We start from the raw sequence: 26,232 nt of genomic DNA, 5'->3' as shown, positions 1-26,232 counted from the left end.
GTATGACCGCTTATGATCCCGACAACATCTTCGCCAAGCTGCTGCGTGGGGAAATTCCCAACCACACGCTCTACGAGGACGATCGTACCCTCGCCTTCCTCGACATCATGCCGATCGTCGACGGCCATAGCCTGGTGATCCCCAAGAAGCCCGCCCGCAACATCTTCGACGTGGAGCCGGAGGAACTGGCCTACCTCGCCCAGATCGCCCAGAAGGTCTCCCTGGCCGCCTGCAAAGCCTTCGGCGCGGACGGCCATACGCTGCGCCTGCATTCGGAAGTCTCGGGCGGGCAGGAAGTGCCGCATATCCATTTCCACATCCTGCCGATGAAGACGGGCGTTCCCGTCCGCCCCCGCGCCATGGCGGATCACGCCATCCTGGCCCAGCACGCCGCCAAGATCCGCGCCCTGCTGTAAAGCTTGGAGCGCGGACTTCTCAGCGACAGGAAACATGTCGCGATATCCGCTTCTTCTTTGCGGTCTGCCTCATGCAAGAGCGGACTGGAAGTCCGCGCTCCGACACCGCGACCACTCGACGAAACTTGCCTCGGCAAAATTTCTTGGCGCTTGATTCGCCTTGGCAAGTTTTTCTTCACCATCACGCGCAATAGTGATTCTCACCGAGGTCGCGTTGAGTTGGAGTTCGTCATGTTGGTCGCAAGTGCTGTCGATATCACTGTCGGCTGGCTTTGGCACACTGCCTACCGGGCCCGCCACCACTGGAAACTGAAGCGCGAAGGCGCCCTGGTCGCCGCCGGTTTCGTCGCTTTCGTCGGCGCCATCGACACGGCCCGCTCGATCCATGCGGCACCGGCTGCGCCTGCCGAGGTCGCGGCGGTGGCAGCCCCGGCCCCCGTGACGACGCCGGTCATTGCCAATCTTGCTCCGGCACCGGCTGCACCTGCCCCTGTAACCCCTGCCGATGCCAATTCGATGCAGGCGGCGGCCAATCCCACCCTCGCGCCGCAGTTCCCGATCATCCAGGATCAGACCGGGTCGATCGACCAGGCCGATCCGATCGAGACCATCCTGCCGATGGATCCGGAAGCGCAGCGCGACGATCCCATCGCACGCAAGATCAACGAGCGTTTCGGCGATGCCACGGAAGCCCCTGTGGTCAAGAAGCCCAAGCCCCGCCCGGTCAAGACCGCCGAAGCCAAGCCCGCCAAGCCTCCGGTCAAGCCCGCCAAGAAGAAGGCCGAGACCGTGGCCGAATAAGGCCGGCTCATCATCATGCAGAAGTAAGGCGGGCCAATGCCCGCCTTTTTGTTTTCCGTGTCTTGTTGGAGCCAAGTGCACTCACAGCTGAGCGCTTATTTTCTAACTAATTGTTTTCACTTAATTTTATCATTTCGAATGCCTCCATCAAATCGCAGGCTGCCATTGCTTCGCCACCGCTGAATTGACGTAAGGGAATGATCGTCGTCCCAGCTGCTCGAGCATGCAATCCTGCCGTCTGATCATCGCCAAAAGCGCCTATCAAGCAGCAAACCGGCGGGAAAGCCCTGAAAATCAAGCGAAAACGGTGGCTTTGGCCGGCAAAACCATTGACATTTCCTCGCCTAACCCTATGGTCGCGCCGTCCGGGCCCCACCCGATAGGGCCCTGTTTGTTCGTGCGGCGATGCGAGCCGCCCTCCGCCGTCCGATCGGGGCGGCCTCTGTTGGTTCGACATTTCCGCAATGAGCTTCGCTGAACTCGGTCTCTCTTCAAAGGTCCTCGCCGCCGTGGAAGCGGCCGGATACGCCAATCCTACGCCCATCCAGGCCCAGGCCATTCCTCACGTGCTGCAACGCCGTGACGTGCTCGGCATCGCCCAGACGGGCACGGGCAAGACGGCAGCCTTCACGCTGCCCATGCTGACGCTGCTGGAAAAGGGGCGCGCCCGCGCCCGCATGCCGCGCACGCTGATCCTGGAGCCGACCCGTGAATTGGCGGCCCAGGTCCAGGAGAATTTCGACCGCTATGGCAGCAAGAGCGGCCTGTCGGTCGCCCTCCTGATCGGCGGCGTCTCCTTCGGCGACCAGGATGCTAAGATCACGCGCGGCGTCGACGTGCTGATCGCCACGCCCGGCCGCCTGCTCGATCACGTCGAGCGCGGCAAGCTGCTGCTCACCGGCGTGGAGCTGCTCGTCATCGATGAAGCCGACCGCATGCTCGACATGGGCTTCATTCCCGACATCGAGCGCATCTGCAAGCTGGTGCCCTTCACCCGGCAGACCCTGTTCTTCACCGCGACGATGCCGGCCGAGATCAAGCGCATCACCGACCAGTTCCTGCACAATCCGGTGCAGGTGGAGGTCGCCCGGCCTGCCACTGCGGCCGCCACCATCACCCAGGCGCTGGTGCACACCAAATCGACTCCCGCCGAAAAGCGCGTGACGCTGCGCCGCCTGATCCGCTCGGCGGAGAACCTCAAGAACGCCATCGTCTTCTGCAATCGCAAGTCGGAAGTCGCCATCCTGCATCGCTCGTTGGTGCGCCATGGCTTCGGCGCCGTCGCGCTGCATGGCGACATGGACCAGCGCGCCCGCATGGCCGCGCTCGACAGCTTCCGCAATGGCGAGATGCCGATCCTGGTGGCTTCGGATGTCGCCGCACGCGGTCTCGACATTCCCGACGTCAGCCATGTCTTCAATTTCGACGTGCCGGTTCACGCCGACGACTATGTCCACCGCATCGGCCGCACCGGCCGCGCCGGCCGTTCGGGCTGGGCGTTCACGCTGGTCAGCTCCGCCGATGGCAAGCATGTCTCCGCCATCGAGACCCTTACGGGCAACAAGATCCCCTTCACCGGCGATCCGCCGCCGATCGAGGGCGACGACGAGGAAGAAATCCACGCCAAGCCGCGGCGTGGGCGCCGTGAGCGCGGCGGCAAAGCCGAGGAACCGCGCCAGCACGGCAAGGGCCGCGAGGCCAAGCCCCCACGCGAGCGCGACGAGGCTCCCAAGGCTCCGCGCCACGAACCGCAGCCGACCTCCGAGCAGCGCCGTCCGCAATCCTCCAGGCCGCATCGTCGCGACGAGGACGATGGTCCGGTGGTGATCGGCATGGGCGATCACGTGCCGTCCTTCCTGCTCACGCCGATCCGGCGCAAGAGCAACGGCTAAGCCGGGAACTCGCTAGCAAAACCAGCTTGCCTCCTCCCCTTGCGGGAGAAGGAAGTCGCGCTTCAAACCTGCTCCAATTCCACCAGCGTGCCCGAGAAATCCTTCGGATGCAGGAACAGGACCGGCTTGCCGTGGGCGCCGATCTTGGGCTGGCCATCGCCCAGCACTCGCGCGCCCGCCTGTTTCAGCTGGTCCCGCGTGGCGAGGATGTCGTCGACCTCGTAGCAGATGTGATGCATGCCCCCATCCGGGTTCTTCTCGAGGAACCGCGCGATCGGCGAGGCCTCGCCCAGGGGCTCCAGGAGTTCGATCTTGGTGTTGGGCAATTCGATGAAGACGACGGTGACGCCATGCTCGGGCAACGCCTGGGGCTGCGAGACATGCGCGCCGAGCGTATCGCGATAGACGGCGGTCGCGGCACCGAGGTCGCGCACCGCGATGGCGACGTGATTGAGGCGGCCGATCATGCGCTTGCCCGCTTCTGGCCCGGCACGGCAAGAATGCCGCCGGTGAGCGCCTTGCGGACGCCGGTGCTGGAGGGAAAGCTCAAGGGCAATTCCTTCAGGGATCGAACCGCGAGATAGGCAAAGGCCTGTGCCTCCATCATCGACGCCGACCAGCCGAACTCGTCGGCCGTGCGCACGGGCACACCGGTCTCGGCGCGCAGGAAGTTGAGGATTGCCGGATTGCGGGCGCCGCCGCCGCAGACGATCCACAATTTCGGCTCGGAGGGCAGCCATTGCCGTGCCGCCGCCGCGCTGCGGGCCGTGAAGGCGGCCAGCGTCGCCACCGCATCGGGCGTGGCCAGGCTCATAACCGCCTCGCGGGAAAAGGCGTTGCGGTCGAGCGATTTGGGCGGCGCTTCACCGAAATAGGGATGTGCCATCAACTGGCCGAGCACGGTCTCGTCGACCTTTCCGGCCAAGGCCTGCCGCCCGTCCTGATCGAGGGCGATGCCGGTTCGCTCCATCATCAGATCGTCGATCAGCGCATTGGCAGGACCGGTGTCGAAGGCAATGGGATCGCGCCCCGTTGCAACATAGCTGACATTGCCGACACCGCCGAGATTGAGCACGGCGACGGGACCGGCGAGCTTGGCGGCCTGCACCAGAGCCCGATGGTAGACCGGCACCAGCGGCGCACCCTGCCCGCCCTCGGCGACGTCTGCGGCCCGCATGTCATAGACGGTCTGGATGCCGAGGCTGTCGGCGAGCGCCTGGCCGTCGCCGAGCTGCACGGTCAGCCGCTCTTGCGGGCGGTGCAGCACCGTCTGACCATGGAAGCCGATGACATCGATATCATCGGGGCTGAGATCATGAGCCTTGAGGAAATCGGAGACGACGTCGGCATGCTTGCGGGTGATCAGCTGCTCGGCCGCCACCAGGGCGCCGGGACGCTCGTTGCGGCGTTTCATCGCCACTGCATCGGCCAGGGCTTGTCGCAGCAGGCTGCGTTCATCCTCGCTATAGGCGAGCTCGACTGTCGGTCCCATCTCGACGGCACCCTCGCCGTCGGTCTCGATCAGGGCGGCATCGATGCCGTCCATCGAGGTTCCGGACATCAGCCCGAGTGCCGTCATCATCGTCTTCATGCGCAAATCACCCGATTTCGCGGTCACCCTGTACCAAAGCGCCGACAAACCTGTTAGAGGGCGCTTAAAGCGTTTTGTGAACTGGCGGACACGCCAAGAATCGCAAAGACGCATCGAACCAAAGAGCTAGAGCAAACGGACGTTCCGTCCAAACGCGCTTTGCTCTAGACACCTATAAGCCGTTTGAAAGCGTTTGCCATGACCGCGTTAAAATCCGATTTCCTGCGCACCCTTACCGAGCGCGGCTTCATCCACCAGGTGTCGGATCTGGAAGGCCTCGACCAGAAGGCTGCCAGCGAGCGCCTGACCGCCTATGTCGGCGTCGACCTGACGGCAAGTTCGCTGCATATCGGCCATCTCGTGCCGATCATGATGCTGCATTGGCTGCAGAAAACCGGGCACCGCCCCATCACCCTGATGGGCGGCGGCACCACCCGCGTCGGCGACCCGTCCGGCCGCGACGAAACCCGCCGCATCCTGCCGCTCGAGCAGATCGAGGAGAACAAGAACAGCATCCTCAAGGTCTATGACAAGTTCATCGACTATTCCGACGAGCGGGCCATCCTGGTCGACAACGCCGAATGGCTGACCAAGCTCAACTATATCGAGATGCTGCGCGACATCGGCCGCCACTTCTCGGTCAATCGCATGATGTCCTTCGATTCGGTGAAACTCAGGCTCGACCGCGAGCAGGAACTTTCCTTCATCGAATTCAATTACATGATCCTGCAAGCCTATGATTTCGTGGAGCTTTCCAGGCGCTACGGCTGTGCGTTGCAGATGGGCGGCTCCGATCAGTGGGGCAACATCATCAACGGCATCGATCTCGGCCGCCGCATGGGCACACCCCAGCTCTACGCCCTCACCTGCCCGCTGCTGACCACGGCCTCGGGCGCCAAGATGGGCAAGACGGCCGCCGGCGCGGTCTGGCTCAACGAGGACATGCTCTCGGCCTATGACTACTGGCAGTACTGGCGCAACACGGAGGACGCCGATGTCGAGCGCTTCCTCAAGCTGTTCACCACCCTGCCGCTCGACGAGATCGCCCGTCTTGCCGCCCTCGGCGGCTCGGAGATCAACGAGGCCAAGAAGCGCCTGGCCACCGAGGCGACCGCCCTCGTCCATGGCCGCGACAAGGCCGACGCGGCCGAGGAGACCGCGCGCAAGACCTTCGAGGAAGGCACGCTGGCTGGCGACCTGCCGAGCTTCGAACTGGCGGGCCTCGCCGAGGGCGTCGGTGTCCTCAACGCTTTCGTGCAGGCGGGCCTGGTTCCATCGACCAGCGAAGCGCGCCGCCAGATCGCCAGCGGCGGCCTCAGGGTCAACGACGCGGCGATCAGCGATCCCAAGGCCGTGCTTACCAAGGCCGACGTCACCGCCGATGGCGTGATCAAGCTGTCGCTCGGCAAGAAGAAGCACGTGCTGGCAAAGCCGATATGACCTCGGAGCGCGGACATCCTGTCCGCTCTTTCGTTCGGCAAACACCGTGCATGCTAAAAAGGAAGAGCGGACAGGATGTCCGCGCTCCAGCAGGATTTACTCGCCCTTCCGCTGCGCCTGTAGCGAGGCCTGATAGGCCTTGGCCTGCTTGCGGTAATAGATGACGCCGAAGGGAATGGTCGCCAGATAAGCGACGGTAAGCGAGGTCAGCGACTCCCAGGGATAGAGCGCCAGCAGCATCACCACCACCACGGCCACCACGAAGATCGGCAGCACCCATTCGCGCGGAATGCGGTTGCCCAGCTTCTTGCCCGAGAAGGTGGGGATGGTGGAGATCATCAGGAAGGCGATGAGCAGCACATAGGCGAGCTCATATTTGGCATGGCTCGGCTCATGGGTGAGGCCGAGGAAATCGAGATAGATCGGCAACAGCACCGTGCAGGCCCCGGCCGGCGCAGGCATGCCGGTAAAAAAGTTCGCCTGGAAGGCCGGCCGGTTGGGATCGCCGCTGGTCACGTTGAAGCGGGCGAGACGCAGCACCATGCAAATGGCGAAGACCAGCGAGCCGATCCAGCCGATCGATCGCAGATCGTGCAATCCCCAGAAATAAAGGACGATGCCGGGAACCACGCCGAAATTTACGAAATCGGCAAGCGAATCGAGTTCCGCCCCGAATTTCGAGGTGCCCTTGAGATAGCGCGCCACGCGTCCGTCGACACCGTCCAGCAGCGCCGCGACCACGATGCAGCCGATGGCGAGGTCGAGCTTGTTCTCGATGGCCAGGCGAATGGCCGTCATGCCCGCGCAAAGCGCGAGCAGCGTGATCATGTTGGGGATCAGCACGCGCAGCGGAATGGCACGCCGCCTCGGGCCCTCCGGATCCGGACTTCCTGGCTGGAAAGGCGGGAAGAGCGGGTCCATGGTCAGCCGACGCGATGGGTCAGATTCGGCATCGCCGCATTGGCATCCGCCAGGATCGTTTCTCCGGCCACCATCTTCTGGCCGATGCCGACCAGGGGGCGCACCCCTTCCGGCAGATAGACGTCGACACGCGAACCGAAGCGGATCATGCCCAGGCGCTGGCCGACGGCGACATGCTCGTTCTCATTGGTCCAGCAGACGATGCGCCGCGCCACAAGGCCGGCGATCTGCACCACGCCGTAGCGGGTGGCACCGGTATCGATGATGAAGCCGTTGCGCTCATTGTCCTCGCTGGCCTTGTCGAGATCGGCATTGAGGAACTTGCCCGGCTTGTAGGCGATCTTGGTGATCGTTCCCGTCACCGGGCTACGGTTCACATGGCAATCGAAGACGTTCATGAAGATGGAAACGCGCAGCAGGGACTGGCTGGCCAGCCCCAGTTCGGGCGGCGGCAGCACGTTGGCGATCTGGCTGACCACGCCGTCGGCAGGCGAGACCACCAGCCCCTCGCGCACCGGCGTCACCCGCTGTGGATCGCGGAAGAAGTAGGCGACCCAGGCCGTGATGATCAAAAGTGGCCAGAACAGAACCTTGATCCATCCCAGCGCAATCAGCGTGGCTACGCCCGCGATCGCCAGGAAAGGGTAGCCTTCGCGGTTGATCGGCACCAGGACTTTGCGGATGGAGGCGGCAAGCGACATAGGCAGGGTTCCAGTTTAGGCCCTGCCTATCGCATGCAGCGGATAAAGACCAGAGCATGTCGTTATCGACAAGAGTGGCTGCCCGCACCTTGTGCAAACTGAAATGGCTGATACAGTTCTGGGCAGCCGAACGTCAGAAGAGGTCGCTTTATGCCAGAGGACGCCCCACAAGCGGGAGCGAGCCGGACACCCGTTGTTCAACTCGACAATATTCACAAGAGTTTCGGCCTCCTGGAAGTCCTCAAAGGCGTTTCCCTTACGGCCCATGAAGGCGATGTCATCGCCCTGATCGGAGCGTCGGGCTCGGGCAAGAGCACGATGCTGCGCTGCACGAATCTGCTGGAGGTTCCCAATTCCGGCCGCATCCTGATCGGAAACGAGGAGATTCGCCTCAAGCCGGACGGCCATGGCGCCATGTCTGTGGCCGATCACAAGCAACTGCAGCGCATCCGCAGCCGCCTGGGCATGGTGTTCCAGAGCTTCAATCTGTGGGCGCACCGCACGGTGCTCGAAAACGTCATCGAAGCACCGGTGCACGTCCTCGGCGAGAACAAGGCAGAGGCCATCGCCCATGCCGAGCAATTGCTGCACAAGGTCGGCCTCTACGCCAAGAAAGACGTCTATCCCGCCTTTCTCTCCGGCGGCCAGCAGCAGCGCGCGGCGATCGCTCGCGCCCTTGCCATCCGCCCCAAGGTGATGCTGTTCGACGAGCCGACCTCGGCGCTCGACCCGGAACTGGTCGGCGAAGTGCTCAAGGTGATCCGCGATCTCGCAGCAGAGGGCCGCACCATGCTGCTGGTGACCCATGAAATGGCCTTCGCCCGCGATGTCGCCAACCATGTGATGTATCTTTACAACGGCAATGTCGAGGAGGAGGGCCCACCCCAGAAGGTGTTCGGCAATCCCAACAGCGAGCGTTGCCGTCAATTCGTCACGCCGCGCCAGCACTAGGGCTAGGGCGGCCTGCGAGGCAAGCGTTTCCGCTTGACGGAAAAGTTCGGGGGGCAGGAGGGCACCAGGACTCGCGCATCAGGTACAACAATCCAAGAAAACCTAGAAAAAACAGCCATCTATCAGGGGACCAAAATGAAACACTTCAGCGCCAAACTCCTCATGGCGACCGCTTTCTTTTGTAGCGCGGCCTTCGCCTCGGCCCAGGCCGATACCATCAAGGTCAGCGTCGCGGCCGAGCCCTACCCGCCCTTCGCGTCAAAGGATGCCTCCGGCCAGTGGGTCGGTTTCGAGGTCGATCTGGCCAAGGCCGTCTGCAAGGCCGCCAAGCTTGATTGCGAGATCGTCGCCACGGCCTGGGACGGCATCATCCCTGCCCTGATCGCCAAGAAGATCGACGTGATCTGGGCTTCCATGACGATCACGCCGGAACGCTCGGCCCAGATCGGCTTCACCATCCGCTACTACAACACGCCCCCCGAGTTCATCGGCAACAAGGCCGACAAGTTCGACTTCACGCCGGAGGGCATGAAGGGCAAGTCGATCGGCGTGCAGACCAGCACCATCCACGCCCAATATGTCCAGAAGACCTACCCCGACGCCGACATCAAGAGCTATGGCACCCAGGACGCCGCCAATGCCGACCTCGCGGCCGGCCGTCTCGACCTGGTGATGGCCGACGCCGCCGCACTCGACGACTTCCTGGCCGGCAAGGACGGCCAATGCTGCGAGATGAAGCAGTTCCCCAAGGATCCGGTCTTCGAAGCTGGCGTCGGCGGCGGCCTGCGCAAGGAGGATACCGATCTGAAGGCCAAGCTCGATGCCGGCATCAAGGCGGTCTATGCCGATGGCGAATTCGACACGATCCAGAAGAAATACTTCAAGTACGACGTCGGCACGCCGCCGAAGTGAGATAGGCAGTCCGGTTCACTCCTGCTGAACTGAACCGGGCTTTCTCCGGCCGGCCTGAGAATTCGGGCCGGCGCCTTTTCTTCCTGCGGGGTCGGGCGTGGAAGCTTTCTGGAATCTCCTGATGTCCGGATGGGGCGTATCGTTGCTCCAGGGCCTGGTCATCACCATCGAAATCTCGGTCGGCGGCTATCTGACCGGCCTCGTCATCGGCGGCTTGGTTGCCTGGGCCAAATTGCGCGGGCCGCGCTGGCTGGTCGCGCTCGCCAATGGCTATTCTACCATCTGCCGTGCCGTGCCCGAGGTGCTGCTGATCCTGATCCTCTATTATGCCGGCCAGCAGGGGCTCAATGCCCTGATGGCCTGGCTCGGCTATGGCACGCTGGGAATCGGCGGTTTCTTCGCGGCCATCACCGTGCTCGGCGTGGTCAATGGTGCCTATACCTCGGAGATTCTGCGCGGTGCCGTGCTTGCCTTGCCGAAGGGGCAGATCGAGGCGGCCCGTGCCTATGGCATGCATGGCTTCGGCCTGTTCCAGCGCGTCATCCTGCCCTTGATGATTCCCTTCGCCTTTGCCGGCCTGACCAATCTCTGGATGACGATGCTGAAGGATTCGGCCCTGATCTTCGTGGTCGGCTACAACGAGCTTACCTTCACGGCCGTGCAGGCGGCGGCCTCGACGCGCATGTATTTCCCCTTCCTGCTGCTCTGCGGCGCGATCTATTACGCGCTGACGCAATTCTCCAACATCTTCATCAAAATGTTCGAGCGTCACATCCGGCGCTGGACTCCCAAGCTGGGGTGACCATGTCCGCGGATCTGGCAAGCTGGTTTTTCGAGAATTTCGGCTGGATCGGCAAATATTGGCCGGCCATCCTCAGCGGCTTCTTCACCACGCTGAAACTGCTGTTCTTCTCGCTGCTCTTCGGTTTTCCCCTGGCGGTGCTGGTGGGCTTCGGCCGGGTTTCCAAGAACAAGCTGATCTATGCCATCGCCTCCAGCTTCGTGTCGGTCATCCGCGGCACGCCCCTGCTGGTGCAGATGTTCGTCTATTACCAGGGCCTGGGCTCGCTCTTTCCCGCCATCCCCGGCATCCGGCAATCCTTCATCTGGCCGGTCCTGAAGGACGGCTATTATTACGTCATCTTCGCCCTGGTGCTGAGCGTGGGCGGCTATGTCGGAGAAGTCGTACGCGGCGCGCTGCTGTCGGTCCCGCGCGGCGAACTGGAAGCGGCGCGGGCCTATGGCTTTCGTGGTTTTGCGCTGGTGCGTCGCATCTGGCTGCCCCGCGCCATGCAGGCGATGATGCCGACCTTTGCCGGCGAGACCGTGCTCTGCCTGAAATCGACCGCCCTCGCCTATCTGGTCAGCGTCCAGGATCTCCTGGGCCAGATCAACATCATCCGCTCGCGCGAGGCGATCACCTATACGCCTTTGCTGGTGGTGGCGATCGGCTACCTCATCACCACGCTGGTGATCGAAGCCATCTACCGGCGCCTGGAGGCCGGCTTCGCCAAGACGGTGAAGCCGCACTGAGGCGGCGCATCACGGAGTGCCGGCCTCGCAGTTCCGGCACTTGATGGTGCGAGGTCGACGACCTCCCGCCGACAGATGCAGCCTATCCAAGAGTGTCGACCAGAGGTCGACACTCCAAGCCACCCTTTTCGCGGGTGCCGGATTTCAGCTGTGCCAGCGTAGCGACATGCAGGACAGGCCCGCGTCGATCTTGGCGATCTGCGAAGTCGGCAACCGGACGACGCTATAGCCCTCGGCTTCGAGCAGGGCCGCCGTACGCGGATAATCGATGCCGACGAAGACCCGGTCGTTCACCCTGAGCGCGTTGGCACCCGCCTCCTCGCCTTCCGGCGTCAGCAGCACCCGCATGCCCTCGAACACGCCCGAGGCGGCGAGACGGGCGGTCGACAGCATGGTGGTATCGTCGAGCAGCGAACAGTCGGACTTGAAATGCAGGACGCCTGGCGGCGTGGTGACGACGACGCCCTTGCGGCCGAGTTCGGCCAGCAGAGCAATCAGCTCCTCCGCCCCTTCCCGCGTGGTGCGGTCGGAGAGGCCGATCATCACCGCCTGGGGCGTCACCAGCACGTCGCCACCATCGACGAAACCGGGCCCCTGCAACGCCAGGACCTTCTTGAAGCGCGCGCGCAACACGGGCGTGATCTCCGCCGTCTCGCCGAAACGGCTCTGGGCGCCGACCCGCAGCAGGATCGCTCCCTCGGGAAACACCAGGGCCGGATCCTCCACGAACAGCGAATCCGGAAACGCCTCGAGGGCAGGCAGAACTTCGACGGCAACCCCTGCGGCCTGCAAGGCCTCGATGTAGAGACGATGCTCGGTCGTGACGCCCTCATGGGTCGGCGCACCACGATCCTCGGCCCGCAGGCCCTGGGTCACGCTCACCGGTGGCAGGCGCACGATGGCATTGTCGAAAGCATAGACGGGAAAGGCGCTCATGCTCGCTCCGATCGAAAGGGATTGAAGTCCGCCGGTATCACTCTTCCGGCGGACGGTATTGAATGACCTGGGTCCACAGCCCATAGGCAGCAACGGCCGCGAACATCAGGCCCCAGAACTGGTTGCCATTGTAGAGCTCGACCCCGGCCCAGGCCGCGGGCAGCACGCAGAGCAGCACCCGGACCCAGAGCGGCCTCATCCAGTTCGGCGTGTTGGGCTGGGCCATCGGCTCAGCCCTCGGCCAGCGCCGCGGCGATGGCATCGAGCGCACTCTGGGCCTTGGACCCATCGGGGCCGCCGGCCTGCGCCATATCGGGCCGTCCGCCACCGCCCTTGCCGCCGAGCGCCTCGGAACCCTTGCGCACGAGATCGACGGCATTGAAGCTGTCGGTCAGGTCCGCCGTCACGCCGACGACGAGGCCGGCACGGCCGTCCTCGGAGGTCGCCACGATGGCGACGACGCCCGAACCCACCTGCTTCTTGCCCTCGTCCGCCAGCGCCTTGAGGTCCTTCAGCTCGATACCGGTGACGGCCTTGGCCAGCAGCCTCGTCTTGCCGACCGTGCGGATCTCGCTGTCGCCCCCGCCGCCGCCCATGGCGAGCTTCTTGCGCGCCTCGGTCAGTTCGCGTTCGAGCTTGCGGTTCTCCTCGACCAGGGTGGCTAGGCGATCGCCCGCTTCCGCCACGGGCGTACGCAGCACGTCGGCCAGGCCCTGAAGCAGGCGGCTCTCATTGACCAAATGCTGGCGAGCCCCCTCCGCCGTCATCGCCTCGATGCGGCGCACGCCGGCCGCGACAGCGCCGTTGGAGACGATGCGGATCAGGCCGATGTCACCGGTGCGCCGCACATGGGTACCGCCGCACAGTTCCACCGACCAAGCCTTGTTTGAAGAATCGGCCTTGTTCGAGCCGGGCTGGCGCTGGCCCATCGAGACGACACGAACCTCGTCGCCGTATTTCTCGCCGAACAGCGCGCGGGCACCGGAGGCGATCGCATCGTCCACGCTCATCAGATGCGTGGTGACCTCGCTGTTGTCGAGCACGATGGCATTGGCAAGGTCCTCGATCTCCTTGATCTCCTCGTCCGAGATCGGCTTGGGATGCGAGAAGTCGAAGCGCAGACGGTCGGGCGCCACCAGCGAGCCCTTCTGCGCGACGTGATCTCCCAGCGTCAGGCGCAGCGCCTCATGCAGCAGATGCGTGGCCGAGTGATTGGCCCGGATCGCGGAACGCCTGACATGGTCGACGACGAGTTCGAGCGGCTCCTGAACCTTGAGCGTGCCCTCCTCGACGGTGACGGCATGCACGAACAGATCGCCGAGCTTCTTCTGGGTGTCGGTCACCGCCACCTTCAAGCCCGTCGCCTGCACCGTGCCCGTATCGCCCTGCTGGCCGCCGGACTCGCCATAGAATGGCGTCTGGTTGAGGATCAGGAAGCCCTTGTCACCCTGCGCCAGTTGATCGACCGGCTTGCCGTCCTTGACCAGGGCCAAGGCTACGCCTTCGGCGCTCTCCGTCTCATAGCCGAGGAATTCGGTGGCGCCGACCTGCTCGCGCAGGCCGAACCAGACGGTCTCGGTGGCCGCATCACCCGATCCGGCCCAGGCGGCGCGCGCCTTGGCCTTCTGCTGCTGCATGGCGGCCTGATAGCCCTCGAGATCGACCGAAATGTTGCGGGCGCGCAGCGCATCCTGCGTGAGGTCGAGCGGGAAGCCATAGGTATCGTAGAGGGTGAAGGCGACATCGCCCGAGAAGACCTGGCCGTCGCCGAGCTTCAAGGTCTCGGCGTCGAGCAAGGCAAGGCCCCGCTCCAGCGTGCGCCGGAAACTGGTTTCCTCCAGGCGCAGGGTCTCGCTGATCAGGGCTTCGGCCCGCACGAGCTCGGGATAGGCGGCGCCCATCTCGCGCACCAGTGCCGGCACCAGCTTCCACATGACGGGTTCCTTGGCGCCGAGCAGGGAGATGTGGCGCATGGCGCGCCTCATGATGCGACGCAGCACATAGCCCCTGCCCTCGTTCGATGGCAGCACGCCGTCGGCGACCAGGAAGGAGGAAGCACGCAGATGGTCGGCAATGACGCGGTGGCTGGCCAGAGCCGGGCCCTCGGCCGGCACGCCGATCGCCTCGACCGACGCACGGATTAGGGCCTGGAAGAGATCGATGTCGTAATTGTTGTGCTTGTTCTGCAGCACGGTGGCGATGCGCTCGAGACCCATGCCGGTATCGATCGAGGGATGCGGCAGGTTGACACGCTCGCCGCCCACCAGTTCCTCGAACTGCATGAAGACGAGGTTCCAGATCTCGATGAAGCGGTCGCCATCCTCGTCCGGCGAGCCGGGCGGGCCACCCCAGATGTGGTCGCCGTGATCGTAGAAGATTTCCGAGCACGGACCGCAGGGGCCGGTATCGCCCATGCGCCAGAAATTGTCTGAGGTCGGGATGCGGATGATGCGGTCATCCGGCAGTCCGGCGATCTTCTTCCACAGCCGATGGGCCTCGTCATCCTCGGAGAACACCGTCACCAGGAGCTTGGACGCCGGCAGGCCGAAATCCTTGGTGATCAGGTTCCAGGCGAGCTCGATCGCGCGATCCTTGAAATAGTCGCCGAAGGAGAAGTTTCCGAGCATCTCGAAGAAGGTGTGATGCCGGGCCGTATAGCCGACATTGTCGAGATCATTGTGCTTGCCGCCGGCGCGTACGCATTTCTGCGAAGTCGCGGCGCGCGAATAGGGACGCTTCTCGATGCCGGTGAAGACGTTTTTGAACTGCACCATGCCGGCATTGGTGAACATCAGGGTCGGATCGTTGCGCGGCACCAGCGGCGAGGACGCCACGGCCTCGTGGCCGTTCCGCACGAAATAGTCGAGGAAGGTGGATCGGATCTCGTTGACGCCGCTCATGCCCAATTTGCCTATTTGGCCCAAGTGCCTGTTTGGCTGGTCCCTTCCTTACGGCCTGGCCAGCAATCATGGTGGTGGGGCGTTGTAGCGAGGCTGTTTCGGCCTGTCGAGGCGCTCATTCACGAAAAACCCGCCTGCCGGGCCTGACAGGCGGGTTTTTCAGGACCAAGCGGCAAGGATCGCTCCCCGAACCTGCGGGGGACGGCAGCCGCCTCAATCGTCCTCGGCGTCCGCCGGATCGATATTGTCGAGGATGCGTTCGGCGATCAGGCCGGCATTCTGGCGAATCTGGCCCTCGATCTTGTCGGCGACATCCGGATTGTCCTTGAGGAACTGCTTGGCGTTCTCCCGGCCCTGGCCGAGGCGCTGGCTCTCATAGCTGAACCAGGCACCGGACTTCTCGACCACGCCGGCCTTGACGCCGAGATCGATCAGTTCGCCCACCTTCGAGACGCCCTCGCCATACATGATGTCGAATTCGATCTGCTTGAAGGGCGGCGCCACCTTGTTCTTGACCACCTTCACGCGGGTCTGGTTGCCGACCACCTCTTCCCTGTCCTTGATCGCACCGATACGGCGGATGTCGAGGCGGACCGAGGCGTAGAATTTCAGGGCGTTGCCGCCCGTGGTGGTTTCCGGGCTGCCATACATCACGCCGATCTTCATGCGGATCTGGTTGATGAAGATGACCATCGAGTTGGAACGCCCGATCGAGGCCGTCAGCTTGCGCAGCGCCTGGCTCATCAGGCGGGCTTGCAGGCCTGGCTGCACATCACCCATCTCGCCTTCGATTTCGGCCTTGGGCGTCAGCGCCGCGACGGAGTCGATCACGATGACGTCGATCGCACCCGAGCGCACCAGCGTGTCGCAGATCTCGAGCGCCTGCTCGCCGGTATCGGGCTGCGAGATCAGCAATTCATCGAGATTGACGCCGAGCTTGCGGGCATAGACCGGATCAAGCGCATGTTCGGCGTCGATGAACGCGCAGACACCGCCCCTTTTCTGGGCCTCGGCGACGCTATGCAGCGCCAGCGTGGTCTTGCCCGAGGATTCCGGCCCGTAGATCTCGATGACCCGGCCCTTGGGCAGGCCGCCGACACCGAGCGCGATGTCGAGACCAAGAGAACCGGTGGAGATCGCCTCCACCTCCATCGTCTTGGTACCCTTGCCGAGCCGCATGATCGAGCCCTTGCCGAAGGAGCGTTCGATCTGTGATAGGGCGGCGTCGAGCGCCTTCGTCTTGTCCATGGAGCTTCCTTCGACCAAGCGCAGCTGCGTCTGACTCATATGCCCGTTTCCCTATCAAGCACGAACGGATTCGTCATCCGGACCAATCAATTTCCAACACCGGGCTGCAATCTTGTCGCAATTCGAAGCCCCGTGGCGCTATGTACCCATTTTGTTCTCGTTAACGCAAGTTCTATTTTTGTTCTCAAATTTCTTATTTGACAAAGGCTGATCACCGGGCGGCTTGCGATAAATCATCATACCATTGCACCGATCAGGCTTGCGCCCCAAGCCCCTCCCCGTCCAAACTCCTCGCCGGCAGGATGCGCCGGCAACCCGATCGGCAAATGCGGGACAGGAAACGGGACGATTGCAATGACGAATGCGCAGGAAAGCGTCGGCTTCATCGGAGTCGGCTATATGGGCCATGGCATGGCCAAGAACATCGTGGAGAAGGGCTATGCGTTGACGGTGATGGGGCATCGCAACAGAGCGCCGGTGGAGGATCTCGTGGCGCGCGGCGCAAAGGAAGCCAAGAACCCGCGCGAGATCGGCGCCGCTTCCAGCATCGTCTTTCTGTGCGTCACCGGCTCGCGGCAGGTCGAAGCACTGATACGGGGTCCCGACGGGCTCAAGGCCGGCCTGAAGCCGGGCTCCGTCGTCGTCGACTGCTCGACTTCCGATCCGAACTCGACCCTGGCGCTCGCTGCCGAACTCGCCGAAGCCGGCATCGACTATGCCGATGCCCCGCTCGGCCGCACGCCAAAGGAGGCCTGGGAAGGCACGCTCGACACCATGATCGGCGCCAGCGACGCCCTGTTCGAGCGCCTCAAGCCGGTGATTTCAACCTGGGCCGGACGCATCGTGCATATCGGCGGCACGGGCGATGGTCATCGCATGAAGCTGCTCAACAACTTCGTGTCGCTGGGCTATGCCGCCCTCTATGCGGAGGCCCTCGCCTTGTCGCAGAAGGTCGGTATCACGCCCAAGCGCTTCGACAGCGTCATTCGCGGCGGGCGCATGGATTGCGGCTTCTACCAGACCTTCTCGCGCTGGGTCCTGGAGGGCGACGAGAATGCGCACAAATTCACCATCGCCAATGCCTTCAAGGACCTGACCTATCTGGAGGCGATGGCGGACGCCGCCGGGCTGGTCAATCCGATCGGCAATGCGGTGAAGAACTCGTTCGGGGTAGCGATGGCCGCCGGCGGCGCCGAGCGCTATGTGCCGATGCTCACCGACTATATCGGCCGCCTGAACGGCACCGATCTCGTCCCGGCCAACCAGAACTGACCGGACATCACAGGCAGAACGCCGCGCCCTTGCGGGCGCGGCGTTCTTGTTTCCACCTGTATAGGCCGGATCAGAAGGTGCGGCGCAGACGCACGCCGGCACCGACGGCGTCGACCGTCTTGCTGTTCAGCCCTTCCGGATCCTTGTTCTGGTACCAGACTTCGGCGCCCGCAATGAAGCCCTTGACGACGGTGTAGTTCACCTGGCCGCCAACGACATAGTAGTTGAAATTGTCGGTGATATTGGACGCGATGCGCGGTGCGTCGAAGTGCAGATAGCCGCCGAACAGGATGGCTTGCAGGTTCTTGGTCACGTTGAGACCGGCCTCGCCCTGCACGGCAAAGCCCTTGGCGCTATCGAGATCATGGATCGCGCCGTTGGTTATGTAGGCGTCCGTGCCTCCAAAACCCAGGGTGGACGAGCCGTTCGGCTGGGAACCACCGACGCCGAGATATTTCACCGCTCCGTCCGCGTAACTCGCTTCGGCTGCGATGTAGGCGCCCTCGAGAACCGGTAGGTTGACGTTGCCGCCAACACCGATCGAATAGCCATATTTCGTACTGTAGCCGGCCGTTGCGCTGCGATTCTGATGAAGGGCGCCCATCACCTGGAAACGGCCCCACCCGTTCTTGTTGTCGTCATAGCCGATGACGCCGACGATATCGGGCATCTGGGCACCGCCCACGCCACCCGCAACCGTGACGCCGTTGACCACGACATTGTTGCCGTAGACCGAGGCATTGGCACGATGATCGCGGCCGTCTTCGATCGACAGGGTGGCGTAGGCCTTGTCGAACTGCGCCGTATAGCTGATCAGGTTGCGTCGGCCCTGCTCGCCGAAATAGGGCGCGAAGAACTCGGCCTGATAATTGGGGTCGTAGAAGGCATAGGGCGACCAGGCATAACCGGCCGTCAAGCCGCCGAACTGCAGATAGGCCTGGCGTACCTGGAAGGTGTCATGCGTAGCCGCACCCGCGTTCGACTCGGCCTGGAGTTCGAAGAAGGAGCGCAGCATGCCCCAATCGGTCTGGGTGCGCGCATCGAAGCGGATGCGGGCATTGGTCCGGAACTGCGTCTGGCTGATGTTGCGCTTGCCCGTGGCATTGCTGGGGGCTTGCGCAAACCAATAGTCGGCGCGGATCTGGCCGCTGATCTTCAGGCAGGTATCGGTACCCGGAATATAGAAGAAGCCCGGACCAAACGCCGTACATACCTTCACATATTCGACTGCCTCGCCCTTGCTCATCGGCAAGTCCGCGGCAGAAGCCGTAACAATGCTAAGAAATCCGGCGCCGGTACCGAGTAAAATTGCACGAATAGACATGGAAATACCTCGATCTCATAAGTCGACCCTTTCAAAAGGGCCTCTCTCTTCGGCAAGCCGGCAAAGCAATATTGGGCATACCGAAGAGGCGCGGTGGTTGTGCACCGCGATATCGAAGCTTTCCTCCCAGGCTAGACATTACACAATGTTAAGGTGAGTCACCGTTCTGACACAAAAGGGCTTTGTCCATGACAGTTGCGAATTCGCAACAGCACGCAAGACGTGCATGAAAAAGGCCCCTCCCTTTTCAGGAAGAGGCCTCGCCGAAAAAGTGGGGATGAGCGAACTCAACCGAGGTTGAGTTCCTTGAAGAAGTCGTTGCCCTTATCGTCGATGACGATGAAGGCCGGGAAGTCCTCGACCTCGATGCGCCAGACCGCCTCCATGCCGAGTTCGGGATATTCGAGCACCTCGACCTTCTTGATACAGTCCTGGGCGAGGCGCGCGGCCGGGCCGCCGATCGAGCCGAGATAGAAGCCGCCATGCTTGGCGCAGGCCTCGCGGACCTGGGCGGAGCGGTTGCCCTTGGCCAGCATCACCATCGAGCCGCCAGCCGCCTGGAACTGGTCGACATAGCTATCCATCCGGCCCGCCGTGGTGGGGCCGAAGGAGCCGGAGGCATAGCCGGCCGGCGTCTTGGCCGGGCCGGCGTAATAGACCGGGTGGTTCTTGAGGTAGTCGGGCAGCCCTCCCCCCGCTTCCAGCCGTTCGCGCAGCTTGGAATGGGCGAGGTCTCGGGCCACGATGATGGGCCCCGTCAGCGACACACGCGTCTTCACCGGATGGCGCGACAGGGTCTCCAGGATATTGGACATCGGCTGGTTGAGATCGATCTTCACCACCGCTCCGCCGAGCTTGCTCTCGTCGATCTCGGGCAGGAAGCGCGCCGGATTGTGCTCGAGTTCCTCCAGGAAGACGCCGTCGCGGGTGATCTTGCCCATGGCCTGGCGGTCGGCCGAGCAGGAAACACCGAGCCCGATCGGCAGGCTGGCGCCGTGGCGCGGCAGGCGGATGACGCGGACGTCGTGGCAGAAATACTTGCCGCCGAACTGGGCGCCGACGCCGAGCGACTGGGTGAGCTTATGCACTTCCTTCTCGAGCTCGAGGTCGCGGAAGGCATGGCCGAGTTCGGAGCCCTCGGTGGGCAGGCTGTCGAGATAGCGCGCCGAGGCCAGCTTCACCGCCTTCAGCGTGAGTTCGGCGGAGGTGCCGCCGATCACCACGGCCAGATGATAGGGCGGGCAGGCCGCGGTGCCGAGCGTGAGGATCTTTTCCTTCAGGAAGGCGATCAGGCGGTCCTTGGACAGGATCGAGGGCGTGGCCTGGTAGAGGAAGGTCTTGTTGGCCGAGCCGCCGCCCTTGGCGACGAAGAGGAACTTGTAGGCCTCCTCCCCTTCCGCGGAAATGTCGATCTGCGCCGGAAGATTGGTCTTGGTGTTCTTCTCCTCGAACATCGACAGCGGCGCCAGCTGCGAATAGCGCAGGTTCTTCTTCTCATAGGCGTCGCGGATGCCTTGGGCGATGGCGCCCTCGTCCTCACCGTCAGTCCAGACCTTGCGGCCCTTCTTGGCCATCACGATCGCCGTGCCGGTATCCTGGCACATGGGCAGCACGCCGCCGGCGGCGATATTGGCATTCTTGAGGAGGTCATAGGCGACGAAGCGGTCATTGTCGGTCGCCTCGGGGTCTTCGAGGATGTTGCGCAATTGCTGGAGATGACCGGGGCGCAGCAGGTGATTGATGTCCATGAAGGCCTGCTCGGCCAAGAGCCTGAGCGCCTCGCCATCGACCTGCAGGATCTCGCTGCCGCTGAGCTTCTCGACCCGCACGCCCTCGCTGGTCAGCTTGCGATAGGGTGTCTCGTCCGCTCCCAGGGGAAACAGCGGCACATGGGGATAGCGCGAATTGGAAGCGGAATCGGCAGGCATGGAGAGGATCTCCGGATCAGAACAGGCCAAGGCGGTGCCGGGGCGCCGCCGGTTTGGCCCTGATGTAGTCGCTTTTCGCGCCGCTGCCTACGATCAATTGGAATCGTTCCATGCTGAAAGTGCCTCCGGGCGCACGGGCATCACAGCGACATGTTTGCATGTCGCAACGCCCGTTCTTGGAAACGCGACATTGGTGGGAGGGCAAGAACGGGCAGGATGCCCGTGCACCCGGAATTCGCCAGCGTATCAAAAGGCGCTCAGGCGGACGCCAGCATAGACGCCCAGCCCCGGCTGCTCGAAACCGACCGGGGTTTCGTAACGATGGTCGAACAGATTGTCGACGCGGGCGAACACGCTCGCGCGCTCGTTGAGCTTGTAGTCGGCCGCCAGATTCACCGTCGCATAGCCGGACGCCTTCAGACGCGGGACCGAGAAGCTGCGATTGCCGTCGATCCAGGAACCGACATAGAGCAAGGTGGCCGATAGATTGAGCGCCTCCATCGGCGACCAGGCGACCTGAAGGCTTGCCTTGTGCTTGGGCCGCCGCAACAGGCTGAGTTCGGTGACGTCGTTGCGGGCAATGGTGAAGGTGTAGTCCCCCCTCAACGATACCTGCTCGTTTACGCGGACCGAGACGAAGGATTCGTTGCCATAGGTCGTGGCGCGGCCAACATTCACATTGGTGGTGAAGGTCTCGTTGTAGTCGATCAGGTTGCGGATGCGGTTGTAATAGAAGGTAGAACCGATGCGCAGGCGATCTCCCCACAGAGGCTGCTCGAAGCCGAGGTCGTAGCCGCTGCTTTCTTCGGGCTTCAAATTGCGGTTGGCATAGAAGAAGGGTGGATAATCGCGATAGAGCTGGCTGAGGGTCGGCGCCTTGAAGCCGGTGCCGTAGCTCGCACGCAGCACCGTATCGGTCGCCGCGATGGTATAGGCTGGCGCGATGCGCCAGGTGAGACGGCCGCCAAAATCATCGTTGCGGTCGTAGCGCAGGTTCGAGGTGAGATAGAAATTCTCGAACCAGTTGGACTGAATCTGGGCAAAGACCGCCGAATTGCCGCTGGAGGCGGTAAGATCCTCGGTCTGGAGGCGATAATTTTCTCGTTCCAGCCCGAAAGTGACCTTGTGCGCGTCGGTAAGGGCGATCTCCTGGCGCAGGTCGAACTTCAGGCGCTCGCCGATGCTGGTGGAGGGCGGCGTCATGTTCTCCGGCGAGGGCACGCTGCGGCGGCGATCCCTGAGATAGTCGACACCCAGGACGGTGCGATAGCGCTCGTCGAGCGAGTGCCAGACCACCTCGCCGCGCGTGAGCAGCAGGCCTTCGGTCTGCGAGCTGTGCAGGGCATTCGGTCCGGTGAAGGAATCGCCGGTGAACAGGAGTTTCGAATCCGAATAGCGCGCGATCAGGCTGGCGCTGAGACTGTCGCTGAAATCTGCCCCGAGTCTGGCCGAGTAGACGGTGTTGCCATAGAGATTGCCGATGGCCCGCTGGCCCGGCGGCAGCAGGGCGACCGGCGTCACCGGCGTGTCCGCGGCGCGGAAATGGTCGATGCCGAAGGCATAGTTGAAGATCGAGTGCGAGCCGCTCAGGCCGATGCGCTGGTTGAAGGTGCCGAAGGAACCGCCTTCCAGCAGGGCCGTCAGTTTCGGCGTCCCCGATCCCTTCCTGGAGGTGATGGCGATCACACCGCCGATCGCATCGGCACCATAAAGGCCGCTTTGCGGGCCGCGCAGCACCTCGATCCGCTCGACATCGCCGGCCAGCAATTTGCCGAAATCGAAGGCGCCGTTGGGATTGCCGGGATCGCCGACATCGATGCCGTCGACCAGCACCTTGACGTGATTGGCGTTGGTGCCGCGCATGAAGACCGCGGTCTGGCTGCCCGGGCCGCCCGCCTGCACCACATTGAGGCCGGGCACGGTGGCCAGCACGTCGCTCACCGTGCGGCGCTGCGCCTTCTCGATCTCCTCGGCCGTGACGACCGTGACGGTGCTGCCGAGCTGGTTGGCGGGCGTGGGCGCTCCCGTCACGACGACGGGATCGAGTTCGATCGGTTCTTCGGCGCCTGCCGGCTGCGCCTGGGCGGGAAGGATCGACAAAACGGCAAGGGAGGCAAAAAGCCCAAGCCCGATGGCGGGCAGCTCGGCTACAGGGAAACGGTTGATCACGTCAGACCTCGTCGCGACGTCCAGTGGCCGTCACCGCGAGGAGGCCCGTACCACAGCGTCTACGGACGCGAACGGTTCGGCTTCCATCGGAACACCCCGCCCGATGTCTTCACGCGTGACCACGGCTGACGGCAGGTCTCCTGGCTGGCGGATCGCCGTTTCCTGCCGCCTTCCCGGATCGCGATCCAGTGGCCGTACTGGCAGGAACTCACCGCTCACAGTTGCGGGGGCAGCCGCGCTTCGGGCGTATCCGCCCTCGTCGCGTTCCCATTTGATCCTCGAAAGGAACCGTCCCCTGACGCCGTAGTGGGGTTGGACACCATGGTCAAGCGGCAACGACAAGACATCCTCACATAAACATGTCTTTATATCTTCTCTTGACTTCCGAGACGCCTTGTCGTTTGCTGTCGTGGTCGAGGTTCTTCCATTCTCGCGATGGAAGCTAAGAGGGAAGCCGGTGCGATGCCGGCGCTGCCCCCGCAACTGTAGACGGCGAGAGCCTGCCTCATCATGCCACTGCCTGCTTCACGCGGGTGGGAAGGCTGGCAGGTTCGGTGAGCCGTGAGCCAGGAGACCTGCCCCGACGAACGTAAACGTCCTCGGGCGGGGTGTCCCGGTGGTTGCATGACAGAGCCGGTGTCCCTGGCCGCGTCAGGCGCTCCCGTACGGCCTTTGCCCCCAGTTCTCATGGGGTCTGCCGATGTTCAAGCTTCAAACTGCCATCATGCGTTACGATGCCGTCGATCCGGCTGTCCGACGACGAATGTGTTGCGGCGTGCCCTGACCGCACGCCGCCTCTCCGCCTCGACCAATTCCTTCATCGCGAACCGGGACCGCAAAGGTCACCGGCCGGAGACACGCATGTCCATTCCCATTTCGACGCTCGGCACGCCACGCATCGGCCCACGCCGCGAACTCAAGACGGCCCTGGAGGCCTTCTGGGCCGGAAAGCAGGACGAAACCGCCCTGCTCTCGACGGCAGCCCAGCTGCGCGCCAGCAACTGGGCCCGGCAGAGCCTCCTCGGCGTCACCCATATCCCCTCCAACGACTTTTCGCTCTACGACCAGGTTCTCGACATGAGTGCGACGGCCGGCGTCATTCCCCGCCACTATGGCTGGCAAGGCGGCCCCGTTCCGCTTTCGACCTATTTCGCCATGGCGCGCGGCAGCCAGGGCCGTAACGATCGCGGCCATGACGATCGCGACCATGCGGGCTGCAGCCACGGCGGCCATGGCGGCGGTGTCCCCGCCCTCGAGATGACCAAATGGTTCGACACCAACTATCACTACATGGTCCCCGAATTCCGTCGCGGCCAGGCCTTCGAACTGGCCTCGGCCAAGCCCATCGACGAATTCAGGGAGGCCGCAGCGCTCGGCTTCCATACCCATCCCGTGCTGATCGGGCCGGTGACCTATCTGCTGCTCGGCAAGAGCAAGGATACGGATCTCGATCCTCTCGCCCTTTTGCCAGGGCTCCTGCCCGTCTATGCCGAGATCCTGCGCAGGCTTGCCGCTGAGGGCGCGGACTGGGTGCAGTTCGACGAGCCCTGCCTGGTACTCGATCTCGACGAAAGGACGCGAAAGGCGCTGCGCCACGCCTATGACGTTCTCACCGGCGCCGTCTCCGATCTGAAGATCATGGTCGCGACCTATTTCGGCGGCCTCGGCGACAATCTCGAACTGGCACTCGGCCTGCCCAGCGCAGGCCTGCATCTCGATCTCGTCAGGGCGCCCGCGCAGTTGCGACAGGCGGTCGAACGGGCACCGGCGGACAAGGTGCTGTCGCTGGGCGTGATCGACGGGCGCAATGTCTGGCGGAGCGACCTGACCGCCCTGCTGGATCGCATCGAGCCGGAGGTCGCGGCCCTCGGCACCCACCGCGTCGTCCTCGCCCCGAGCTGTTCCCTGCTCCACGTTCCCTACGATATCGAGGCCGAGAGCGCGTTCGATCCCGAACTCCGCAGCTGGCTGGCCTTCGCCGTCCAGAAGATCGGCGAGCTGAAAACCTTGTCGACAGCCCTGGTCGACGGGCGGCGGGCCGTCGCTGATGAGCTCGCCCAATCGGACGCAGCAGCTGCGGCCCGCCGCGTATCCGCCCGTATACACGATACTGGCGTCGCCGCCCGAATGGCCGAGCTCACACCGGCCATGGGCGAGCGGCAACATCCCTATCCGCTGCGTCGCCGGGCCCAGGAGTGGCTCGGTCTGCCGCCCTTCCCCACCACGACCATCGGCTCCTTCCCGCAGACCGGCGCCGTGCGCAAAGCGCGCGCCGACCATGCCAAGGGCCTGATCGGCGATGCCGATTATTACGACTTCCTGCGCGAGGAGACCAGGCAGGCAATCGCCTGGCAGGAGAAGATCGGCCTCGACGTGCTGGTGCATGGCGAATTCGAACGCAACGACATGGTGCAGTATTTCGGCGAGCAACTGGCCGGCTACGCCTTCACCAAGCATGGCTGGGTCCAGAGCTATGGCTCGCGCTGCGTGCGCCCGCCAATCATCTATGGCGATGTCTCACGTCCTCAGGCCATGACGGTGGAATGGGCACGCTTTGCGCAATCCCTGACCAAGCGCCCGGTCAAGGGCATGCTGACCGGACCGGTCACCATGCTGCAATGGTCCTTCGTGCGGGACGACCTCGAGCGCGAGCAGGTCTGCCGGCAGATCGCCCTCGCCTTGCGCGACGAGGTCGGTGATCTGGAACGGGCCGGTATCCGCATCATCCAGATCGACGAGCCGGCCATTCGCGAAGGCCTGCCGCTCCGGCACGCCGAAAAGGAGGCCTATCTCGCCTGGGCCGTCGCCTGTTTCCGTCTCGCCGCCTCGGGGGTCGACGATGCCACGCAGATCCATACCCATATGTGCTATTCGGAATTCAACGACATCATCCATGCCATTGGCGGCCTGGACGCGGACGTGATCTCGATCGAGACTGCCCGGTCCAGAATGGAGCTGCTCGATGCGTTCCGAGCCTATCGCTACCCCAACGAGATCGGGCCCGGCGTCTACGACATCCACTCGCCCCGCTGCCCCACCGTGGCTGAAATGCGCGACCTTCTCGCCAGGGCGCAGGAGCGGATCGCCGGCGACCAGCTCTGGGTCAACCCCGATTGCGGCCTGAAAACCCGTGGCTGGGACGAAGTCCGCCCCGCCCTCGTCAACATGGTTGTTGCCGCCCGTCAACTTCGTGAGGCGACCACTCCGGCGCGGGCGGCGACATCCGCCTGAAAAAGTATGCCGGGGCATGAATTTTGTGCCCCGGCATCCTCTGTCCCCATTGAACAAAAGGGCGAT

The 26,232-nt window shown here is 63.6% G+C and carries 21 protein-coding genes and 2 riboswitches; of the genes, 10 read left to right on the top strand and 11 right to left on the bottom strand.

The annotated features are described in order from the left end of the window. Positions 1-2: 2 nt before the first annotated feature. From ACIGJE_RS14375 to ACIGJE_RS14365, 3 genes are all read left to right on the top strand, one after another. Positions 3-416, top strand: a complete 414-nt coding sequence (locus ACIGJE_RS14375) for an HIT family protein (protein ID WP_068294889.1) — start codon at positions 3-5, stop codon at positions 414-416. Positions 417-647: 231 nt separating this feature from the next. After that, entirely contained in the window at positions 648-1,217 is a 570-nt protein-coding gene (locus ACIGJE_RS14370) for a hypothetical protein (RefSeq protein ID WP_367626977.1), read from the top strand. Between the two features lie 464 nt (positions 1,218-1,681). After that, positions 1,682-3,109: a DEAD/DEAH box helicase gene (locus tag ACIGJE_RS14365; RefSeq protein ID WP_415087163.1), complete on the top strand. Its 1,428-nt coding sequence runs from the start codon at positions 1,682-1,684 to the stop codon at positions 3,107-3,109. A gap of 62 nt (positions 3,110-3,171) precedes the next feature. On the opposite strand, the gene mce is transcribed toward ACIGJE_RS14365, so the two are convergent. Next, a complete protein-coding gene (gene mce / locus ACIGJE_RS14360; protein WP_311938714.1) occupies positions 3,172-3,576 on the bottom strand; it encodes a methylmalonyl-CoA epimerase in 405 nt (134 codons plus the stop codon). Next, a complete protein-coding gene (locus ACIGJE_RS14355; RefSeq protein ID WP_415087161.1) occupies positions 3,573-4,700 on the bottom strand; it encodes an anhydro-N-acetylmuramic acid kinase in 1,128 nt (375 codons plus the stop codon). The genes mce and ACIGJE_RS14355 overlap by 4 nt, the downstream gene beginning before the upstream one ends. 198 nt (positions 4,701-4,898) lie before the next feature. Here ACIGJE_RS14355 and tyrS point away from each other — a divergent pair, with 198 nt between their 5' ends. Continuing rightward, positions 4,899-6,140 carry a tyrosine--tRNA ligase gene (gene tyrS, locus ACIGJE_RS14350; RefSeq protein ID WP_483677775.1) on the top strand — a complete coding sequence of 414 codons (1,242 nt, stop codon included), beginning with the start codon at positions 4,899-4,901 and terminating at the stop codon, positions 6,138-6,140. Between the two features lie 96 nt (positions 6,141-6,236). Here tyrS and pssA read toward each other — a convergent pair whose 3' ends face one another. After that, positions 6,237-7,061: a CDP-diacylglycerol--serine O-phosphatidyltransferase gene (gene pssA / locus ACIGJE_RS14345; RefSeq protein ID WP_367626981.1), complete on the bottom strand. Its 825-nt coding sequence runs from the start codon at positions 7,059-7,061 to the stop codon at positions 6,237-6,239. 2 nt (positions 7,062-7,063) lie between these two features. After that, positions 7,064-7,762: a phosphatidylserine decarboxylase gene (locus ACIGJE_RS14340; RefSeq protein ID WP_311938707.1), complete on the bottom strand. Its 699-nt coding sequence runs from the start codon at positions 7,760-7,762 to the stop codon at positions 7,064-7,066. A 150-nt stretch (positions 7,763-7,912) separates the two neighbouring features. On the opposite strand from ACIGJE_RS14340, the gene ACIGJE_RS14335 reads away from it, so the two are divergent. The 4 genes from ACIGJE_RS14335 to ACIGJE_RS14320 all read left to right on the top strand — a co-directional run bounded on the left by ACIGJE_RS14335 (position 7,913) and on the right by ACIGJE_RS14320 (position 11,158). Beyond that, positions 7,913-8,713, top strand: coding sequence for an ABC transporter ATP-binding protein (locus ACIGJE_RS14335; protein WP_311938705.1), 801 nt, complete (start codon positions 7,913-7,915; stop codon positions 8,711-8,713). Positions 8,714-8,848: 135 nt separating this feature from the next. After that, positions 8,849-9,625: a transporter substrate-binding domain-containing protein gene (locus tag ACIGJE_RS14330; RefSeq protein ID WP_311938702.1), complete on the top strand. Its 777-nt coding sequence runs from the start codon at positions 8,849-8,851 to the stop codon at positions 9,623-9,625. A gap of 121 nt (positions 9,626-9,746) precedes the next feature. Next, positions 9,747-10,427: an ABC transporter permease gene (locus tag ACIGJE_RS14325; protein WP_311938700.1), complete on the top strand. Its 681-nt coding sequence runs from the start codon at positions 9,747-9,749 to the stop codon at positions 10,425-10,427. A 2-nt stretch (positions 10,428-10,429) separates the two neighbouring features. Beyond that, positions 10,430-11,158 carry an ABC transporter permease subunit gene (locus ACIGJE_RS14320; protein WP_311938698.1) on the top strand — a complete coding sequence of 243 codons (729 nt, stop codon included), beginning with the start codon at positions 10,430-10,432 and terminating at the stop codon, positions 11,156-11,158. Between the two features lie 144 nt (positions 11,159-11,302). On the opposite strand, the gene ACIGJE_RS14315 is transcribed toward ACIGJE_RS14320, so the two are convergent. From ACIGJE_RS14315 to recA, 4 genes are all read right to left on the bottom strand, one after another. Further along, positions 11,303-12,094, bottom strand: coding sequence for an arginine deiminase family protein (locus tag ACIGJE_RS14315; RefSeq protein ID WP_483677772.1), 792 nt, complete (start codon positions 12,092-12,094; stop codon positions 11,303-11,305). Positions 12,095-12,131: 37 nt separating this feature from the next. Then, positions 12,132-12,320, bottom strand: a complete 189-nt coding sequence (locus ACIGJE_RS14310; protein WP_209430862.1) for a DUF3329 domain-containing protein — start codon at positions 12,318-12,320, stop codon at positions 12,132-12,134. A 4-nt stretch (positions 12,321-12,324) separates the two neighbouring features. Then, entirely contained in the window at positions 12,325-14,994 is a 2,670-nt protein-coding gene (gene alaS / locus ACIGJE_RS14305) for an alanine--tRNA ligase (RefSeq protein ID WP_415087154.1), read from the bottom strand. 213 nt (positions 14,995-15,207) lie between these two features. Then, positions 15,208-16,281, bottom strand: a complete 1,074-nt coding sequence (gene recA, locus ACIGJE_RS14300) for a recombinase RecA (protein WP_311938687.1) — start codon at positions 16,279-16,281, stop codon at positions 15,208-15,210. Positions 16,282-16,596: 315 nt separating this feature from the next. On the opposite strand from recA, the gene ACIGJE_RS14295 reads away from it, so the two are divergent. Next, positions 16,597-17,514: an NAD(P)-dependent oxidoreductase gene (locus tag ACIGJE_RS14295; RefSeq protein ID WP_483677770.1), complete on the top strand. Its 918-nt coding sequence runs from the start codon at positions 16,597-16,599 to the stop codon at positions 17,512-17,514. A gap of 70 nt (positions 17,515-17,584) precedes the next feature. Here ACIGJE_RS14295 and ACIGJE_RS14290 read toward each other — a convergent pair whose 3' ends face one another. The 3 genes from ACIGJE_RS14290 to ACIGJE_RS14280 all read right to left on the bottom strand — a co-directional run bounded on the left by ACIGJE_RS14290 (position 17,585) and on the right by ACIGJE_RS14280 (position 22,935). Beyond that, complete coding sequence (locus ACIGJE_RS14290; RefSeq protein WP_415087150.1) at positions 17,585-18,760, bottom strand: porin; 1,176 nt, start codon at positions 18,758-18,760, stop codon at positions 17,585-17,587. Positions 18,761-19,125: 365 nt separating this feature from the next. Further along, positions 19,126-20,766, bottom strand: coding sequence for a fumarate hydratase (locus ACIGJE_RS14285; RefSeq protein ID WP_483677768.1), 1,641 nt, complete (start codon positions 20,764-20,766; stop codon positions 19,126-19,128). 246 nt (positions 20,767-21,012) lie between these two features. Beyond that, positions 21,013-22,935 carry a TonB-dependent receptor plug domain-containing protein gene (locus ACIGJE_RS14280; protein ID WP_483677767.1) on the bottom strand — a complete coding sequence of 641 codons (1,923 nt, stop codon included), beginning with the start codon at positions 22,933-22,935 and terminating at the stop codon, positions 21,013-21,015. Positions 22,936-23,048: 113 nt separating this feature from the next. After that, positions 23,049-23,243: riboswitch (cobalamin riboswitch) on the bottom strand. 91 nt (positions 23,244-23,334) lie between these two features. Further along, positions 23,335-23,532, top strand: a riboswitch (cobalamin riboswitch). Between the two features lie 264 nt (positions 23,533-23,796). Here ACIGJE_RS14280 and metE point away from each other — a divergent pair. Continuing rightward, positions 23,797-26,166, top strand: coding sequence for a 5-methyltetrahydropteroyltriglutamate--homocysteine S-methyltransferase (metE, locus tag ACIGJE_RS14275; RefSeq protein WP_483677765.1), 2,370 nt, complete (start codon positions 23,797-23,799; stop codon positions 26,164-26,166). The last annotated feature ends 66 nt before the right edge of the window (positions 26,167-26,232 follow it).

The sequence above is a fragment of the Labrys sp. E2SS-1L genome (assembly GCF_057073705.1).
This window is presented reverse-complemented; position numbering and strand designations above follow the sequence as displayed.

What these genes read in the sequence shown, in the direction of transcription:
- ACIGJE_RS14375 (WP_068294889.1), top strand. Translation starts at nt 3, where the DNA reads ATGACCGCTTATGATCCCGACAACATCTTCGCCAAGCTGCTGCGTGGG.
- ACIGJE_RS14370 (WP_367626977.1), top strand. Translation starts at nt 648, where the DNA reads ATGTTGGTCGCAAGTGCTGTCGATATCACTGTCGGCTGGCTTTGGCAC.
- ACIGJE_RS14365 (WP_415087163.1), top strand. Translation starts at nt 1,682, where the DNA reads ATGAGCTTCGCTGAACTCGGTCTCTCTTCAAAGGTCCTCGCCGCCGTG.
- mce (WP_311938714.1), bottom strand. Translation starts at nt 3,576, where the DNA reads ATGATCGGCCGCCTCAATCACGTCGCCATCGCGGTGCGCGACCTCGGT.
- ACIGJE_RS14355 (WP_415087161.1), bottom strand. Translation starts at nt 4,700, where the DNA reads ATGAAGACGATGATGACGGCACTCGGGCTGATGTCCGGAACCTCGATG.
- tyrS (WP_483677775.1), top strand. Translation starts at nt 4,899, where the DNA reads ATGACCGCGTTAAAATCCGATTTCCTGCGCACCCTTACCGAGCGCGGC.
- pssA (WP_367626981.1), bottom strand. Translation starts at nt 7,061, where the DNA reads ATGGACCCGCTCTTCCCGCCTTTCCAGCCAGGAAGTCCGGATCCGGAG.
- ACIGJE_RS14340 (WP_311938707.1), bottom strand. Translation starts at nt 7,762, where the DNA reads ATGTCGCTTGCCGCCTCCATCCGCAAAGTCCTGGTGCCGATCAACCGC.
- ACIGJE_RS14335 (WP_311938705.1), top strand. Translation starts at nt 7,913, where the DNA reads ATGCCAGAGGACGCCCCACAAGCGGGAGCGAGCCGGACACCCGTTGTT.
- ACIGJE_RS14330 (WP_311938702.1), top strand. Translation starts at nt 8,849, where the DNA reads ATGAAACACTTCAGCGCCAAACTCCTCATGGCGACCGCTTTCTTTTGT.
- ACIGJE_RS14325 (WP_311938700.1), top strand. Translation starts at nt 9,747, where the DNA reads ATGTCCGGATGGGGCGTATCGTTGCTCCAGGGCCTGGTCATCACCATC.
- ACIGJE_RS14320 (WP_311938698.1), top strand. Translation starts at nt 10,430, where the DNA reads ATGTCCGCGGATCTGGCAAGCTGGTTTTTCGAGAATTTCGGCTGGATC.
- ACIGJE_RS14315 (WP_483677772.1), bottom strand. Translation starts at nt 12,094, where the DNA reads ATGAGCGCCTTTCCCGTCTATGCTTTCGACAATGCCATCGTGCGCCTG.
- ACIGJE_RS14310 (WP_209430862.1), bottom strand. Translation starts at nt 12,320, where the DNA reads ATGGCCCAGCCCAACACGCCGAACTGGATGAGGCCGCTCTGGGTCCGG.
- alaS (WP_415087154.1), bottom strand. Translation starts at nt 14,994, where the DNA reads ATGAGCGGCGTCAACGAGATCCGATCCACCTTCCTCGACTATTTCGTG.
- recA (WP_311938687.1), bottom strand. Translation starts at nt 16,281, where the DNA reads ATGAGTCAGACGCAGCTGCGCTTGGTCGAAGGAAGCTCCATGGACAAG.
- ACIGJE_RS14295 (WP_483677770.1), top strand. Translation starts at nt 16,597, where the DNA reads ATGACGAATGCGCAGGAAAGCGTCGGCTTCATCGGAGTCGGCTATATG.
- ACIGJE_RS14290 (WP_415087150.1), bottom strand. Translation starts at nt 18,760, where the DNA reads ATGAGCAAGGGCGAGGCAGTCGAATATGTGAAGGTATGTACGGCGTTT.
- ACIGJE_RS14285 (WP_483677768.1), bottom strand. Translation starts at nt 20,766, where the DNA reads ATGCCTGCCGATTCCGCTTCCAATTCGCGCTATCCCCATGTGCCGCTG.
- metE (WP_483677765.1), top strand. Translation starts at nt 23,797, where the DNA reads ATGTCCATTCCCATTTCGACGCTCGGCACGCCACGCATCGGCCCACGC.